The 16,092-nt window shown below is 68.2% G+C and carries 13 protein-coding genes; 8 read left to right on the top strand and 5 right to left on the bottom strand.

The window, feature by feature from the left end; translation table 11 throughout:
* Positions 1-31: 31 nt before the first annotated feature.
* Complete coding sequence (locus ACJMK0_RS01300; protein ID WP_405235008.1) at positions 32-1,558, bottom strand: mechanosensitive ion channel family protein; 1,527 nt, start codon at positions 1,556-1,558, stop codon at positions 32-34.
* A gap of 441 nt (positions 1,559-1,999) precedes the next feature.
* Between ACJMK0_RS01300 and ACJMK0_RS01295 the strand changes: the two genes are divergently transcribed.
* Positions 2,000-3,634: a tetrathionate reductase family octaheme c-type cytochrome gene (locus tag ACJMK0_RS01295; RefSeq protein WP_405235007.1), complete on the top strand. Its 1,635-nt coding sequence runs from the start codon at positions 2,000-2,002 to the stop codon at positions 3,632-3,634.
* Between the two features lie 226 nt (positions 3,635-3,860).
* Positions 3,861-5,156, top strand: coding sequence for an alkaline phosphatase family protein (locus ACJMK0_RS01290; protein ID WP_405235006.1), 1,296 nt, complete (start codon positions 3,861-3,863; stop codon positions 5,154-5,156).
* A gap of 188 nt (positions 5,157-5,344) precedes the next feature.
* Here ACJMK0_RS01290 and ACJMK0_RS01285 read toward each other — a convergent pair whose 3' ends face one another.
* Genes ACJMK0_RS01285 through ACJMK0_RS01270 form a run of 4 tightly spaced genes read right to left on the bottom strand, consistent with a single transcriptional unit; the run spans position 5,345 to position 10,064 of the window.
* Positions 5,345-6,586 (bottom strand): NAD(P)/FAD-dependent oxidoreductase, encoded by a 1,242-nt coding sequence (locus ACJMK0_RS01285; RefSeq protein WP_405235005.1) that lies wholly within the window; start codon positions 6,584-6,586, stop codon positions 5,345-5,347.
* Entirely contained in the window at positions 6,574-7,524 is a 951-nt protein-coding gene (locus ACJMK0_RS01280) for an ATP-binding protein (RefSeq protein ID WP_405235004.1), read from the bottom strand. The genes ACJMK0_RS01285 and ACJMK0_RS01280 overlap by 13 nt, the downstream gene beginning before the upstream one ends.
* A 10-nt stretch (positions 7,525-7,534) precedes the next feature.
* Positions 7,535-9,448 carry an anaerobic carbon-monoxide dehydrogenase catalytic subunit gene (gene cooS, locus ACJMK0_RS01275; protein WP_405235003.1) on the bottom strand — a complete coding sequence of 638 codons (1,914 nt, stop codon included), beginning with the start codon at positions 9,446-9,448 and terminating at the stop codon, positions 7,535-7,537.
* Positions 9,435-10,064, bottom strand: a complete 630-nt coding sequence (locus ACJMK0_RS01270; protein WP_405235002.1) for a 4Fe-4S dicluster domain-containing protein — start codon at positions 10,062-10,064, stop codon at positions 9,435-9,437. The genes cooS and ACJMK0_RS01270 overlap by 14 nt, the downstream gene beginning before the upstream one ends.
* Before the next feature lie 235 nt (positions 10,065-10,299).
* Between ACJMK0_RS01270 and nqrA the strand changes: the two genes are divergently transcribed.
* From nqrA to nqrF, 6 genes are read left to right on the top strand one after another with little or no spacing between them, the layout of a single operon-like run.
* On the top strand, positions 10,300-11,655 hold the full coding sequence (gene nqrA / locus ACJMK0_RS01265) for an NADH:ubiquinone reductase (Na(+)-transporting) subunit A (RefSeq protein ID WP_405235001.1): 1,356 nt from the start codon (positions 10,300-10,302) through the stop codon (positions 11,653-11,655).
* Positions 11,655-12,800: an RnfABCDGE type electron transport complex subunit D gene (locus ACJMK0_RS01260; protein ID WP_405235000.1), complete on the top strand. Its 1,146-nt coding sequence runs from the start codon at positions 11,655-11,657 to the stop codon at positions 12,798-12,800. Before nqrA ends, ACJMK0_RS01260 begins: the two co-directional genes overlap by 1 nt.
* Positions 12,797-13,588 carry a Na(+)-translocating NADH-quinone reductase subunit C gene (locus ACJMK0_RS01255; RefSeq protein WP_405234999.1) on the top strand — a complete coding sequence of 264 codons (792 nt, stop codon included), beginning with the start codon at positions 12,797-12,799 and terminating at the stop codon, positions 13,586-13,588. The genes ACJMK0_RS01260 and ACJMK0_RS01255 overlap by 4 nt, the downstream gene beginning before the upstream one ends.
* Entirely contained in the window at positions 13,585-14,241 is a 657-nt protein-coding gene (locus ACJMK0_RS01250; RefSeq protein ID WP_405234998.1) for an NADH:ubiquinone reductase (Na(+)-transporting) subunit D, read from the top strand. Before ACJMK0_RS01255 ends, ACJMK0_RS01250 begins: the two co-directional genes overlap by 4 nt.
* A complete protein-coding gene (gene nqrE, locus ACJMK0_RS01245; RefSeq protein ID WP_405234997.1) occupies positions 14,241-14,849 on the top strand; it encodes an NADH:ubiquinone reductase (Na(+)-transporting) subunit E in 609 nt (202 codons plus the stop codon). The genes ACJMK0_RS01250 and nqrE overlap by 1 nt, the downstream gene beginning before the upstream one ends.
* Positions 14,849-16,078: an NADH:ubiquinone reductase (Na(+)-transporting) subunit F gene (gene nqrF, locus ACJMK0_RS01240; protein WP_405234996.1), complete on the top strand. Its 1,230-nt coding sequence runs from the start codon at positions 14,849-14,851 to the stop codon at positions 16,076-16,078. The genes nqrE and nqrF overlap by 1 nt, the downstream gene beginning before the upstream one ends.
* The last annotated feature ends 14 nt before the right edge of the window (positions 16,079-16,092 follow it).

Below are 16,092 nucleotides of genomic sequence, written 5' to 3'. Positions count from 1 at the left end.
TCCTCCGGGGCACGCGGGGGCAGTGCGGCCGTCAGTCGCCGGCCGCCTCGCCCGCCGGCGCGTCCCGCGCCACGTGCAGCGGCGGCGGCATGCCCTCCTTCGGCTCGCCGAAGTACAGCGTCGTGTGCGGGAACGGGATCTCGATGTTGCGCTCGTCGAAGCGCTTCTTCATGCGCCGGTTGAACTCCCGGCCGACGGCCCACTGGCGGATCGGCTTCGTCTTCATGCGCGCCTTGATGATCACGGCGCTGTCGGCGAACTGATCCACGCCCAGGATCTCCAGCGGCTCCAGGATGTCCGGGCCGTAGTCCTCGTCCTGCTGCAGCTCGTCGCTGAGCTCCCTCAGTACCTCGCAGACTTCGTCCGTGTCTTCCCGGTAGGCCACGCCGATCTCGAACAGGTAATAAGAGAACTCCTTGGTGAAGTTCTTTATGGTGGTGACGTCGCTGTAGGGCACCAGGTGGACGTTGCCGGCCAGGTCCCGCAGCTGGATGACCCGGATGCGCATCTCCTCCACCACTCCGGCATGCCCCGCCACCTCGACGACGTCGCCCACGGTGGCGCCGTCCTCCAGCAGGATGGTCACGCCGGTGATCAGGTCTTTCACCAGCGTCTGGGCGCCGAAGCCGATGGCGAGACCGAGGATGCCCGCGCCGGCCAGCAGAGGGCCGATGTTCACGCCCAGTTCGGAGAGCAGCAGCAGCGCGGCCAGCACGCCGATGGTGGCCTGCAGCACGCTGCGCAGCAGCGGCACGAGGGTGTCCAGCCTGCGCGCCGTGCGCTCCCGGTCCAGGCTGCGGGTGGCGACCCGCAGCAGCCGCTGAATTACCAGGTCGGCGGCATTCCAGAGCACGGCGGTGACCATCAGGATCAGCCCGATGGCGACCGCCGTCTCGGCGAGCCTCGAACCGATATCGGTGGCCAGCAGTCCGCCGATGCCGGCGCCCCAGGTCTCGGCGATCAGGATCACCGCGGCGACCCCGATGATCAGCGTCAGCAGGCGAGTGAGGGTGCCGGGCGGCTCCACCCGTTCCGCCTCGGCGGCTTCCCGACGCTTCTCGTCCCCGGCTCGCTCCGTATCCGCTTCCTCACCGGTGGCCGACGACGATGCGGTTTCCACGTCAGTCCTTCGGCCGGAGCCGGTGAGCCTCGCGTAGAGCTTGCGCATGAGCACGAGCAGCAGCCAGCGCAGCAGGAAAGCACCGATCAGGATCGCGGCGCTCACGGTGCCGGCGATCAGCGCACGACGCGGCTCGATGGCCAGCACCCGGTCCCGGACGTCGGCGAAGATCTCGCCCGCGAGGTCGACGAGGCTCGCCGGCTCGGGCAACGGCCCTTCCGACTGCTGCTTCTGCGCCTCGAGCAGGACCTTCAGCTGACCGATGAGTTCTTCCCGTGCCTGCGGATCCTCCAGCGTCCTGACCAGTTCCTCGATGTCCTCGGTGTCGGCCGGGGCCTGGTCCACGACGGTCTCCGTCGCCGCAGACGACTGTGCTGCGGCCACGGCGCCGGCGAGCAGGCACCAGGCGGCGAAGAGTACGGGCAGGAATCGGGACATACGCTCTCTCCGGTGGCTGGCATCCACCCATAGCCGGAGACCGGGGACCCTGTCAAACGGCGTGCCCGCGCGGCCTGGTATACAAGACTGTGTATAAGAGGCCCCGAATATGCAGGAAAACCGATTTAGAATTAAGAGCTGGTATACCATCTAAATAAAGCAATCTTTCACTACCAAAATAATTAAAGCTAGGATATTTACCTACCTAATCCGTGCTCCTAACGTATATATTTCCTTGCCGCAATGCACAACACTTGCCCCTGAAGAAGCCGGAATCCGATCAATGCGGGGGCGGTCCATGACAGTCTCGATTCTCGACAGCGCGGCTCGTCCACATTGCCCGCCTCTGCGGCGGTCGGCTCCGGTTCTTCGCGAGGAGGGTCCGGCTGCTTCGCGCCGATTCAGCCGCCCGGATGATTATCCGATCAGGAGGCACAAAGGATGAACGCACTGACGCACGGGAAAACCCGGCTCTTGGCCGTTCTCTCCATGTTCATGCTGGCATTCGCGATGGCGGGCTGCGACGGGGACGACGGAGCCCCCGGCGCCGACGGCGCGGATGGCGCTGACGGAGCAGACGGCATCAGCTGCTGGGATCTGAACGAAAACGGCGTTGCGGATCCGGAAGAGGATCTGAACGGCGACGGCGTGGTGGACGCCACGGACTGCAACGCACTCGCCAGCGACGCCTATGCCCCGGTGCAGCTGCACAAGGGCTACTTCGCCGAGAATCCCTACGAGGGCACCCAGTCGTGCCTGAACTGCCACGGCACCATCGGCGACGACATGATCGACAGCGCCCACTTCAAATGGGAAGGCCTGGCGACCAATCTCGTCGGCTTCGAAGGGGAGATCCACGGCAAGAACGACATCATCAACAACTTCTGTGTGGCAGTGCCCAGCAACGAGGGCCGCTGCACGCAGTGTCATACGGGCTATGGCTACGCCGACAACACCTACGATTTCGGCAACCCCGAGAACGTGGACTGCCTCGTCTGCCACGACCAGACCGGTACCTACTCCAAGGCGCCGACCACCGCGGGCCTTCCGGCTGCTGGCGTCGACCTGAACCTGGTCGCGCAGAGCGTCGCCGAGAACGGCGGTGTGCCGACGATCGACAACTGCATCGACTGCCATGCCGGTGCGGGCGGCGGCGACAACGTGAAGCACGGCGACCTCTCGCTCTCGCTGGCCAACACCACGCGTGAGTACGATGTGCACATGGGCACCGACGGCGCCGACTTCGAGTGCACGGCCTGCCATACGGTGAAGAAGAACGTGGACGGCGAGGCCATCGACCACGGCATCGGCGGCATGCCCTACCACTCCGTGGACGAGGGCACACTGAGAGCCTGCACCGACTGCCACGGCGACCGCTTCAACATCCACGTGGGCACGGATGTGCAGAACATCGTCGAGACCCACACCACGCTCGCCTGCCAGGTCTGCCACATCCCGACCTTCGCGCGTAACCAGTCGACCAAGACCGAGTGGTACTGGGAAGATGCCGGTCAGGACATCGACCCGATCCCGGTCGATCCGGCGACGGGCCGCGCGACCTACGACAAGAAGAAAGGCACCTTCGTCTGGGCCAACAACGTCCGGCCGACGCTGCGCTACTACGACGGCAAGTGGAACAAGGTGCTGATCAACGAGAACGACCGGTACACCTCGCTACCGGCGGTGCTGGCCGAGCCGGTCGCAGACCACACGACCCAGGGCGCGATGATCTATCCGTTCAAGAAGATGATCGCAAACCAGCCCGCGGATGCGAACAACAACACCATCCTGGTGCCGCATCTGTTCGGCCCGAACGGCGGCCCGAACGCCTTCTGGGCGAAATACGACTGGAACCTCGCCCTGGAGGAGGGCGCAGCCTATGCCGGCCAGACCTACACGGGCGACTACGAGTTCGTCGACACCATCATGTACCTGACGGTGAACCACGAGATCGCCCCCGGCGAAGCCTCGTTGGGCTATGACGGCAACTGCGTGGACTGCCACGGCGGCAACAAGTACGACTGGACCGAACTCGGCTGGACCAGAGACCCGGTCGAAGGCGGAACCCGCCCGTAGGAGGTGTAGGAGGTGCCGGACCGAACTTTCGGAACTTTTCCAACTTATGGGGTATCGCCGGGACACTCCCCCCGCCCCGGCACCCGGCGCCCGCAGGCGAGTCCTGCGGGCGCCTTTTCTTATCCGCGCCGGTCTGGCATAACCTGACCCGCCATCGGGGAAGCCCTGCGCCGCCGGCGCTCCCGGCCGTCCCGACCGGCATCCACCCGCGCCCGAGGTTACCGACTTGAGATTCGCCCGAACCCGTTACGCAGCCGCCCTCCGGATAATCGCGATAGTCCTCGCCGCCTCGCTGGCCCAGGCAGGCAGCTTCAATGCGCCGGAGCATGCCGACAAACCCTACGTGGTCCTCGTCTCCATCGACGGTTTCGGGCGCGACTTCCGGGACAAGACCGAAACCCCGGCGCTGGACGAACTGACCGCCACCGGCATCAGCGCCACGTCGCTCGTGCCCGTCTATCCCACACTGACCTTCCCCAATCACTACTCGATCGCCACCGGCCTCTATCCCGCCGATCACGGCCTCGTCGCGAATCACTTCCCGGCGGCCGACGGCGGCAGCTGGTACCGCATGTACGACCGGGACGCGGTGCAGGACGGCAGCTGGTACGGCGGCGACCCGCTCTGGGTGGTGGCGGAGCAGAATGACATGCTGACCGCCGCCTTCTTCTTCGTGGGCACGGAGGCCGACATCGAGGGCATCCGGCCCACCTACTGGTACCCCTACGACGGCTCCGTCCCCGGCGAGACCCGGGTGGACCAGGTACTCGACTGGCTGGCCCTGCCGGCGCCGGGCCGTCCGCACCTGGTGACACTCTACTTCGACGAAGTGGACCTGGCGGCGCATCGCAGCGGCCCGGATTCGGCGGAGACCCGCGCGGCGATACGGCGGGTGGACGGGCACCTCGGACGGCTGCTCGAAGGCATCGAGCGGCTGCCCGTCGCAGATCGGGTCTTCGTCATCGTGGTCTCGGACCACGGCCAGCTCGCGACCGATCGGACGGCGCTCCCCTATGTGCTTTCCGATCACGTGGACCTGACGGGGGTGACCACTCGCGACGGCAGCAGCCACCTGAATCTCTGGCTCGATGCACACGACGCCGCGCGGGCCGCTGCGATCCGCGATCGGGTGAATGCCACGTGGGAGCACGGCCGCGCCTGGCTAAGGACGGAGAGCCCGGCGCACTGGCGCGTGCCGGACGACGACGCGCGCTTCGCCGATATCGTCCTGATGGCCGAACCGGGTCACACGGTGGTTTCGCGTCCGGACCGGGTGGCGAGGATCAAGGCCGGCAACCATGGCTGGGACCCTTCCGTACCGGCCATGCACGGCATCTTCGCGGCCCGCGGGCCCGGACTGCCGGCGGGCGTCAGCGTCGGCGAGCGGCACGTAACCGACGTCTACCCGCTGGTGACGGCCATCCTCCGCCTGCCGGATGCGCGCGGCGAGCTGCCGGTCATCCGCGACCCGCGGATCGTGGTGCAGCGCTGGCGGGAGGCAGCGGCCGACGGTACCGATTAGTTGCCGTAGTCAGGTGCCGGACCGAACTTTTCCAACTTTTACAACTTATTGAGCTTCGAAGGCCCGACGGCGCCTTACGGGGCCCCGGGTTTACCTCTTCAATGGAGAATCGTGCAGGAGTTCTTAGCCTGTCGAATCCTGCAAACAAGTTGGAAAAGTTGGAAAAGTTCGGTCCGGCACCCCCCCCTTCAGGCGGCGGTCTGGAGGAAGGGGTCGGCCAGCCGGCGATCGATGAAGGCCGGGTCGGCCAGCCCCTCTCCGTAGGCGCCGACGTCGATGCGGCGCAGCATGAGGGAACGATAGACGCCGGCGCCCCGGATATCTCCTGCGAGCCTGAAGCCGACGATGCAGCCGTCGCGGAGCACGATCCGGCGCAGTGAGTCCGCCGTCGAGCGCACGGCCTCCGCATCGCCCGTCAGCTCGCCCATCGCCATCACGGGTACGCCCAGGTGGCGGAGGCTGTTCATGGTCTCGGCACCCTCGTACAGGGTCTCGAAACCCATGAGCTGCTCGGCCACCACGCGCCCCTGATTGATCGCGTTCGGGAAGATCGCGTGCACGAACCGCTCTCCGGTCATCCGGTCCCGCGTCTCCGCGCAGTCCCCGGCGGCCCAGACGTCGGCGACGCCGGTGTGCAGGCGATCGTCCACCCGCACGCCCCAGCCCACGTCGAAGCCACCGCCGTCGACGTAGTCGATGTTCGGCTTCACGCCGGTGGCCGCGATGCAGGCGTCCGCGGTGATCACGTCGCCGCTGGCCAGCACCACCGCCCGCGCCCGGCTGTCGCCGGCGAAGGCACTCGCCTCGGTGTCGGTGAGGACGCGGACGCCGCGCGCGACCAGCGCCCGCCGTACGATCTCCGCCGTCTCCTCGTCCAGCATGCGCGGCATCACCCCCTCGTCCTGCTCGACCAGCGTCACCTCCAGCCCGAGGTCGGCCAGCACCAGCGCCACCTCGACGCCGATGAATCCGGCGCCGACGATGGCGGCCTTCTGCACCTCGCCACGGCGAGCGTGCTCGACCAGCTCCCGTGCCGCCGACAGCGACTTGAAGTTGTACACGCCCGGCATCGTTGCGCCCTCGACGGGGGCGTGCAGGCGGCTGCCGGTGGCGATCACCAGCCGGTCATAGGCGAGCGGCTCGCCCGCGGCCAGGCTGACGCGATGGGCCTCCGCATCGATCCCGGTCACGATGCTGCCCGGGTGATAGTCGACCTGCAGCCGCTCGCAGATGTCGCTTCCCTTCCAGTACAGCCGCGACTCGTCACCGGTCAGGAAGTGGTCCGCCATGGCCGGCGGCGAATAGGGCGGGAAGGGTTCCGCCGAGACCATCGCTATCTCCGGCGTGCAGCCGGCCAGGTCCTGCAGGTCACGGATGTTCTCCGCCACGGATATGCCGGCCGGTCCGGCACCCAGTATCAGGATGCGCATGTTGCCAGTCCTCGTCTCGTTCTCGTCTCGTCACCGACCAGCGCCTGCAGCAGGCCGTCCACGGCCGCCGCGAGCGCGGGGTCGGTTGCCTCGTCCAGCGCCGGAGCCACCAGGGGCTCGGAGCGCCGCAATGTCTCGTCCCAGGGCAGCCGGTGGCTGCTCGCGAAGTCGAATCCACCCGCCTCGTCGACCCTCTCCAGGGCATGTCGGTACTCGTCGTCGTCACGTACACCATTGATCACCAGGTGGATCGCGCCGATGTCCAGTTCGCGGGCCAGCCGGGCCGCGTGCAGGGCGGCCTGCACGCCGTTGAAGGTGGGATCGGCCACCACCACCGCGTGGCGGAAGCCCCGCGCCAGCGCCCGGCCGAAGTGCTCGAAGCCCGCCTGGGTGTCCATCAGGATGGCCTCGCCCTCACGGAGTCCGATCGCGTTCACCACGGCGGCCAGCAGCGCATTCTCGGGGCACAGGCAGCCCGCCGCGGGCTGCACGGTGTTACCCATCACCAGCAGCCGTATCCCCTCGGGCGTCACGGTGCCGTACCGGTCCACCACGTCGTCCACCTTCGGGTTCAGGCGGAAGAACAGACCCCAGCCGTCGCCGGGACGCGCACCGGTGGTCTCCTCCACGTAGTCCGCGTTCTCCGACAGCGGCGTCAGCGCCTGCGCCTCCTCGGCGGGCAGACCCAGCGCCCACGGCAGGTTCACCTGGGGGTCCGCGTCCAGCGAGAGCACCCGCAGGCCGCGGCGTGCGAGGCGCAGCGCGAGCAGGGCGGTGAGGCTGGTCTTGCCCACGCCTCCCTTGCCCGTCACGACGACACGGAAGTCCTCGGCCTTCGCGTTCGCCGGCAGGTGCGAGTGGCCGTCCTCATGGCCATGAGAGTGGCCATGAGAGTGGCCGTCCGAATGGGTATGCGCGTGTCCGCATGTCTCGCACATGGCTGCCTCCTCAGGCCGCTGCGCCGATCTCGGCATCCTCGAGGTGCGGCAGGCCGAGCCCGGCCCGCTTGTGCTCGATGTGCCGGCGGATCAGCAGCGCCGCCTTTTCGGGATCGGCCTCGACGGCGAACTTGGCCCCGACCACGTCTTCCAGGCCGTCGGCCAGCAGGTTCACGACGTTGGGGCTGCCGAAGATCGCCGGCTGCACGCCGAGCACCGTGTAGATGCCGCTCGCCACCACGTAGGCGCCGATGGAGATGGCCTTCTCGGAGTACCACTCCGGCGCGGCGCCCGCCAGCGGCAGCTGCGCGATATCCACGCCCAGGTAGTTGCCGAGCGCGGCGGCCAGCGCGAGCACCCGCGTGTTGTCCACGCAGGAACCCATGTGCAGCACCGGCGGGATGCCCAGCGCCTGGCAGACGGCCTTCAGACCCGGGCCGGCCATCTCGGCCGCCTCCGGCATCATCTGGCCCGCCTTGCCGTTGGCGACGGCGGAGCAGCCCGTGACCAGCACCAGGATGTCGTTCTCGATCAGGCGTTTCGTCAGCGTCACGTGACCGTGGTCCTGTCTGATCTTCGGGTTGTTGCAGCCCACCACCGCGGCGGCGCCGCGGATGCGCCCGTCCTTGATGGCCTCGACCAGGGGCTCCGGCGTGCCGCCGAGGGCGCCCAGGATCGCCTCCACCGAGAAGCCGGCCATCATCTCCACCGTGCCCTCCGGGATGCGCACCCGTTCCGGGTTGCGGTTGCCGTAGGCCTCGATGCCGCGTCCGATGATCTCCTTCGCGATCTCCAGACCGCGCTTCGGATCGAACGAGATGTGGGTGGCGCCCGTGAACTTGGCCTTGTCCGCCGTGGAGATGACCTCCGTGTGGAAGCACTTCGCCACGTCGGTGACCGACGGCATGATGCACTGGTAATCCACCACCATCGCGTCGAGCGCGCCGGTGAGCAGCACCAGTTCCTGCATCAGGTGGTTGCCGGCCATCGGGATGCCCTTGCGCATCTGCAGCTCGTTACCGGTGCAGCACAGGCCGACCAGGTTGATGCCCTCGGCCCCTTTCTCCTTTGCCAGCGCCACCAGCTCGGGGTCGTCGGCCGCCTGCAGGATCACGTCGGAGAGCACCGGGTTGTGTCCGTGCAGGGCGATGTTCACGCACGCTTCCTTCAGCGTGCCCAGGTTGATGCGCGAGGTCACCGGCTTCGGCGTGCCGAACATCACGTCGGAGAGTTCGGTGGCCACCATCGAGCCGCCCCAGCCGTCGGACAGGCTGGTGCGCAGCCCGTGCAGCAGCGTGTTCACGTAGTCGTTGTCCACGCCCATGTGGGTGCGGTGCAGCATCTCCACGTTCTCGCGGTCGATGCCGCGCGGCGCGATGCCGAGCTTCTTCCACAGCTCGCTGCGGGCCTCGGGCACCCGGTCGGCGAAGCTGAGATGTCCCTTGGCCGTGCCGTACTCGTCCATCATGGCAGCGGCCAGATCCCGGGCCACCTCGTCGCGCGGACGGCCGTCCGTCTCGATGCCCCATTCCCCGGCCAGGGCGCGGAGCTTGGTCTCGTCACGCAGCTCGTAGCCGGAACTCTCGCCTTTCGCCAGCTCGGCGAACACCTCGAGGATGTCGCGGCCGTGATCGGAATGGGCCGATGCCCCGGCGGCGATGCTGCGGCCCAGGTTGCGGGCCACGATGATGTCGGCATCCGCGCCGCAGACGCCTTTCTGCGGACCGTCGCCGAACGGATCCACCCGGCAGGGGCCCATGGAGCAGTTGCGGCAGCTCACGCCCATGGCGCAGTAGCCGCACTGGGGTTCCTGGGCGGCGAGCCGGTCCCACACGGTCTCTATGCCTTCTTCCCGCGCCCTGGCGATCATGGCGAGCGCGTCGTTGTTGATGCTGAACTGCTTCACATTGTCATGAGCGGCCATGAGCCACCTCCCGGTTTACGTGTGCCGCCTCCCGGCCCCAGGCACGCCAGCCGGTCACGCCGGCGGGCGCGGGCAGGGTCCCGGCCGAAGCGGCGGCGGAGAGCATCGCGCTCGCCTGCGTGGCGCGGCCCGCCGCGATCAGATCGTTCAGTTCGCCGTAGACCAGTGCGCCGACCTTGCAGGCCTCGACGCAGGCCGGCTGCCTGCCCTCCCTCACCCGGTCTATGCAGCCGTCGCACTTGGTGGCGACCAGCCGTGCCGGCGCCCCGTTTCCGTGCACGTGGAAGTCCACGGCATCGAAGGGGCAGACCATGGCGCACATGGCGCAGGTGATGCAGCGCTCCGGATCGACAAGCACCACTCCCTCGGCCTCGTCGCGGCCCATGGCGCCCGTCGGGCAGACGCCCACGCAGGGCGCCGGATCACAGTGCCGGCAGCGCGACGGGAAGGAAGTGTTGAATGCAGGTCCGGGCAGTACGTGGATACGGGTATGGGGTGCGGGCTGTTCGCCTATGGCTGTGGCCGGATCGTGGCTTCTCGAGTGCGCCACGGCACATGCGAACTCACATTGCCGACAACCGATACACCGCTCGGGGTTGATGAAGACCGTCTTCATGCGACGCCTCCCCCGGGGATCCCGGATTGTCTGTCGTCTCTGCGACCCCGTAGGAGGGGCTTTAGCCCCGATGCGCCGGGGTTGGTCGGGCCTGAAGGCCCTCCTACGTGTCACCAAAATCCTCGCCGCATCTCGTCACGGTGACAATTCTGGGATGTACCTAAGATGCAGCGTTCGAGCGCGATAGTGGAAGCTGCGTATACATGCCTGCGGGGTGCACCATAGAATTCGGTTAATGCCAGGCGCGCCCAGAGAAATTAGAATACGCCGGGGTTACGATCTGCCTATTGCCGGAGCCGCCGGTGATCGGCTGGAGCGCGGCCCCGCGGTGCGACGCGTCGCGGTGCTCGGCACGGATTTCCCCGGTGTGCGGCCGTCGCTGTCGGTGTCGGAAGGAGACACGGTCGCGATCGGCGAGCCGGTGTTCGTGGATCGCAAGCGCGAGAGCATTCGCTTCTGCTCGCCGGGCAACGGGCGGGTGACCGCGATCCGGCGGGGCCGTCGTCGCGTGCTGCTCGCCGTGGTGATCGAACTGGAAGACTCGGTGACCACCCGCTACGTGGACGTTCCCGGCGGCGCCATCGAGGCGAAGCGCCCGCAGGCCATCCGCGAGACGCTTCTGCGCTACGGTCTCTGGCCCGCCTTCCGAACCCGGCCCTACGGCCGCATACCGGACCCGGACGCCGAGCCTCACGCCTTGTTCGTCACCGCCATCGATACCGAGCCGCTGTCCGCCGAGCCGGCCGTGCTGATCGAGCCGCGGGCGGAATCGTTCCGCGCGGGCCTGCGGGTTCTCGCGCAGCTGCACGGCGGTCCGCTGTACGTGTGCACGTCGCCGGAGTTCTACATCGACCTGCCCGATGCCGCCGGTCTGCAGCACGTCCGCTTCCGCGGGCCGCACCCGGCCGGCCTCGCCGGCACGCACATCCACCATCTCTCGCCGGCTTCCGAAGCGCGGCCCGTCTGGCATATCGGTTATCAGGATGTGGTCGCCATCGGCCGCCTGTTCGTCGACCGGGTCATCGACACCGGGTCCACCATCGCCGTTGCCGGCTCGGCGCTGGGGCGTCCGGGCCTGATCGAAACACGTCTGGGCGCGAGCCTCGATGCGCTGGTGCGGGATCGCGGGCTGGCCGCCGACGCGCGCGTGATCTCCGGCTCGCCGCTGTCGGGCCGGGAGTGGACGACCGAGCAGCCGTTTCTCGGCCGCTATCACCGTCAGGTCAGCGCGCTGATGGAGGCGACCGCGCCGTCCGAGGGCAACGGCGAGGGGGGCGAGGGCTTCTCGGTGACGAGTCCGGTCACGAAACTGCTCGCACGGCGCCTGCGCCGGCTCGATACCCGCCGGGTGGGCCGCCCGGCCGGTCTGATGCCGTTCGAGGTCTACGAGCGGGTCTTCCCCTACGACCTGCCGGTGATTCCGCTGCTGCGCTCCCTGGTCGCGAGCGACGCCGAACGGGCCATCGAGCTCGGCGCCCTCGAACTCGAAGCCGAGGATCTCGCGCTGCTGAGCGCGGTCTGCCCGGCGCGATACGACTACGCCGACGCCTGGCGCGTCTTCGCGGCCGGCGAGCAGCGGGGCGGCGGATAATGGGCCGCTGGACGCCCCTGCTGCAGAGGTACGGCCCGCGCTTCGGGCTGCAGCCGCCGCTGGCGGCCACGCGCGTGACGACGCGCGCACCGTATGTGCGGGAGGCGATGTCGGTGCCGACGGCGCTGTTTCTGATCGTGGTCGCCACCCTGCCGGCCTGGGCCGTCGGCCTCTGGTTCACGGGCACGCAGATCGTCGCCGCCGCCGGTGCGGACCTGGCCGCGGCCATCGGGCCCTGGCGGGCCGCGTTCGCCGCCGCCGCGCCGGAGGCCGCCCTGCCTGCGGCGGTGGGTCTGGCTTACTTTCTGCCGTTGTTGTTCGTGGCGCTGGCCGCCGGCCTTGTCTGGGAGACACTGTTCGCCCGGCTGCGCAGCCGGCCCGTGGACTGCGGCATATTCCACACGGCGTGGCTGCTGGTGTTGCTGCTGCCCGCCGGCGCCTCGCCCGCCACGGTCGCGGTCGGTGCGAGCTTCGCCTTCGTGGTCGGCAGACTGCTGTTCGGCGGCACCGGCCGCTACCTGGTGAGTCCGGCGCTGCTGGGGCTGGTCTTCCTCCACTTCGCCTATCCCGGGACGCCGGAACCGGCGCTCGCGTTCCCGGTGCCGGGTGCCGAGATCGAGAGCGCGCTCGACGTGGCTCTCGCCGGCGGTACGGATGCGCTCGAGGCGGCCGGCCACAGCCTCGTGGCGGTGGCGGCGGGCGACGACATCGGTGCCTTCGGCACGACGTCGGCGCTGGCCTGCGCACTCGGCGCCGTGCTCCTGATACTGGGCGGGCTCGTCTCCTGGCGCATCATTGCGGCGGCCCTCCTCGGCAGTCTCGCGATGACGCTCTCGCTGAACGCCTGGGGGCCGGAGGATCCTGCGTTCGACCTGCCGTGGCGCTGGCACCTGGTCACCGGCAGCTTCGCCTTCCTGATCGCGTTCATCGCGACGGATCCGGTGGGTGCCTCGGTCACGCGTGCCGGGCGCTGGATCTACGGCTTCGTGATCGGCGCGGCGGCGATACTCTTCCGCGTCGCGAACTCGAGTCATCCGGAAGGCACGATCTACGCGGTGCTGCTGATCAGTCTCGCCGCGCCCGCGATCGATCACGCGGTGATCGCCTGGCAGATGCGCCGCCACCGCAGGAGGCTCGCGTCGTGAGCCGCAATTCCCTCACGCATACCACGGTATTCACGCTGAGCATCGCCATCGCCTGCTCGCTGATGGTATCGGCGGCCGTGGCCTGGCTGCGGCCCGTGCAGGAGCGCTATGCCTCCATCGACCGCGACCGGCGCGTGCTGGTGGCCGCGGGGCTGATCGAGGCCGGCGCGGACGCCTCCGCCCGCGAGGTGGCCGAGCGGTTCGAGGCGATTGAAGTGCGCCTGGTGGACCTCGACACCGGCCGTTACACCGACGCGGCCGACCCCCGGGAGTACGACTACCTGGCGGTCGCCGAATCGGAGACGCAGAGCGTCGAGATACCCCGTGCGGAGAACGCGGCGCGGCTGGGCCGCCGCGCACCCTACATGCCCGTGTACGTCTACCGGGACGAGGGGAGCCTCGAGCGCATCGTGCTGCCGGTCTATGGCCGCGGCATGTGGTCGACGCTGAAAGGCTATCTGGCGCTGGAGAGCGACCTGGAGACCGTCGCGGCGCTGACTTTCTACGAGCACGGAGAGACCCCGGGCATCGGCGATTTCGTGGAGCAGAGAGACTGGCAGGCACGCTGGCCGGGCAAGCAGGCCTACGACGAACAGGGTCGCCCGGCACTCGGCATCGCGCGGGAGTCGCTGGCGCCGGATGACCCGGCCCGCCGCTACCAGACCGACGCGATGAGCGGCGCCACGAAGACGGCGCGGGGCGTCACCGGCCTGCTGCAGTACTGGCTGGGCGACGACGGCTACGGGCCGCTGCTCGCGCGGCTGCGAGAGGAGGGAGACGCCTCATGAGTGACGGACGCACACTCGTCGATCCCATCGTGGACAACAACCCGATCACCATGCAGATCCTCGGTATCTGCTCGGCGCTGGCGGTCACGCGGACACTGTTCCCCGCGCTGGTCATGAGCGCCGCGGTAATCGCCGTGCTCGCGTTCAGCAACGTCGCGGTCAGCCTGCTTCGCCGGCAGATGCCCCATGCGGTGCGCATCATCATCGAGGTCACCATCATCGCCAGCGGCGTCATCGTGGTGGACGAGTTCCTGCGCGCCTATCTGCCGGACGTCTCGCGCATACTCTCCGTATTCGTGGGCCTCATCATCACGAACTGCATCATCCTCGGTCGCACCGAGACCTTCGCGATGGGCCACGGCCCCTGGCAGAGTCTGCTGGACGGCGTCGGCAACGGCCTGGGCTACAGCGTGGTGCTGATCGCCGTGGCCTCGGTGCGCGAACTGCTGGGTGCCGGCACGCTGCTCGGATACCCGCTCATTACCGTCTCCGAAGACGGCGGCTGGTATCTGCCGAACGAGCTTATGCTGTTGCCGCCGAGCGCATTCTTCATCATTGCGGCGATCGTCTGGTGGATACGAGTCGTGCGGCCGATGCAGCGCGAGCACACGGTCATGTCGGCGCCTCCCTCCAAATTCCAGGAGGGCGACTGATGGGTGAGTTGGCCGGTATCTTCCTGAGCGCGGTCTTCGTCGATAACCTGGCGCTGGCCTTCCTCCTCGGCATGTGCACGTTCCTGGCGGTGTCCAAGCGCGTCGGCACGGCGGTCGGTCTCGGCATCGCCGTCGTGGTCGTGCAGACCATCACGGTGCCGATCAACCACCTGATCTTCGACAACGTGCTGAAGCCCGGGGCTCTCGCCTGGCTCGGCATGCCCGACACCGATCTCACCCACCTGCGGCTCATCAGCTTCATCGGCGTGATCGCGGCGCTCATCCAGATTCTGGAGATGACGCTGGACCGCTTCCTGCCGGCGCTGCATCAGGCGCTCGGCATCTTCCTGCCGCTGCTCACGGTCAACTGCGCGGTGCTGGGCGCGTCGCTGTTCATGGTGGAGCGCGAGTACGGCCTGGCCGAGAGCACGGCCTACGGTGCCGGTGCCGGCGTCGGCTGGGCCGTGGCCATCATCCTGTTCGCCGCCATTCGCGAACGCCTGCATTACAGCGACATACCGGAGGGCCTGCAGGGGCTCGGTCTCGCTTTCGTGGTCACCGGCCTGCTCTCTCTCGGCTTCGCCGGACTCTCGGGGCTCGCGTTCTGATGGGGAGCGTTCTGCTCAGCGTCGCGACCTTCACCCTGCTGGTGATGGCGATGATGTACATCGTCCTGCTGGCCCGCCGGTGGCTGGCGCCGGGGGGCAGTGCGGAGATCACCATCAACGGACAGCGGACCATCGAGGTGCCGATCGGCACCCATCTGCTGACCGACCTCGGCAACAACGGCCTCTATCTGCCGGCGGCGTGCGGCGGGCGCGGCACCTGCGGCCAGTGCAAGCTGAAGGTGCTGGAGGGCGGCGGCGACCTGCTGCCGACCGAGCAGAACCACATAGACCGGCACGAGGCGGAGGAGGGCTACCGGCTCGCCTGTCAGGTCAAGGTGCGCGGCGACATGAGCGTGCGGGTGCCGGATCAGCTGTTCGGCGTGAAGCGCTGGACCAGCACGGTGCGCTCCGCGCGTCACGTGGGCACGTTCCTGAAGGAGATGGTGTTCTCCATGCCGGAAGGGGAACGCCTCGATTTCGAGGCCGGCGGCTATATCGTCCTGGAGGCGCCGCCCTACGACGTGAAATTCGCCGATTTCGACATCCCGGAGCAATACCGCGCCGACTGGGAGCGATACGGTCTGCTGCAGCTCGAGTCACACGCGGATTCGACCACGACCCGCGCCTATTCGCTGGCCAACCACCCGGGCGAGGACGACGTCGCCATGCTGGTCGTGCGGATCGCCGTGCCGCCTCCGAATGCGCCGGAGGGAACTCCGCCGGGCAAGGCATCGTCCTGGATCTTCAGCCTGGCGCTCGGCGACGAGGTAGTGCTCTCCGGCCCGTTCGGCGAATTCCATGCCAACGAGTCCGATCGCGAGATGGTGCTGATCGGCGGCGGCGCCGGCATGGCGCCGATGCGCTCCATCATCTTCGATCAGCTGGTGAACCGGCGGAGCGGCCGGCGCATCCGCTTCTGGTACGGCGCGCGCAGCCTGCGCGAGCTCTGCTACCAGGACGACTTCGACCGGCTCGCCGCCGAACACGACAACTTCGACTGGCAGGTGGCGCTGTCCGACCCGCTGCCCGACGACGACTGGGACGGCCCGGAGGGCTTCGTGCACAAGGTGGCCTATGAGCAGTACCTGAAGGATCACCCGGCTCCCGAGGAGCTGGAATACTATCTCTGCGGACCGCCGGTGATGACCGCGGCCGTCATCCAGATGCTCGACGAGCTGGGCGTCGACCGCGACAGCATCTTCCTGGACGACTTCGGCTCCGGCCGCTGAGGAGGGGGGAACGC

The organism is Lentisalinibacter orientalis, from assembly GCF_040706535.1.
GTDB classification, from domain to species: domain Bacteria; phylum Pseudomonadota; class Gammaproteobacteria; order Steroidobacterales; family Woeseiaceae; genus Lentisalinibacter; species Lentisalinibacter orientalis.
This window is presented reverse-complemented; position numbering and strand designations above follow the sequence as displayed.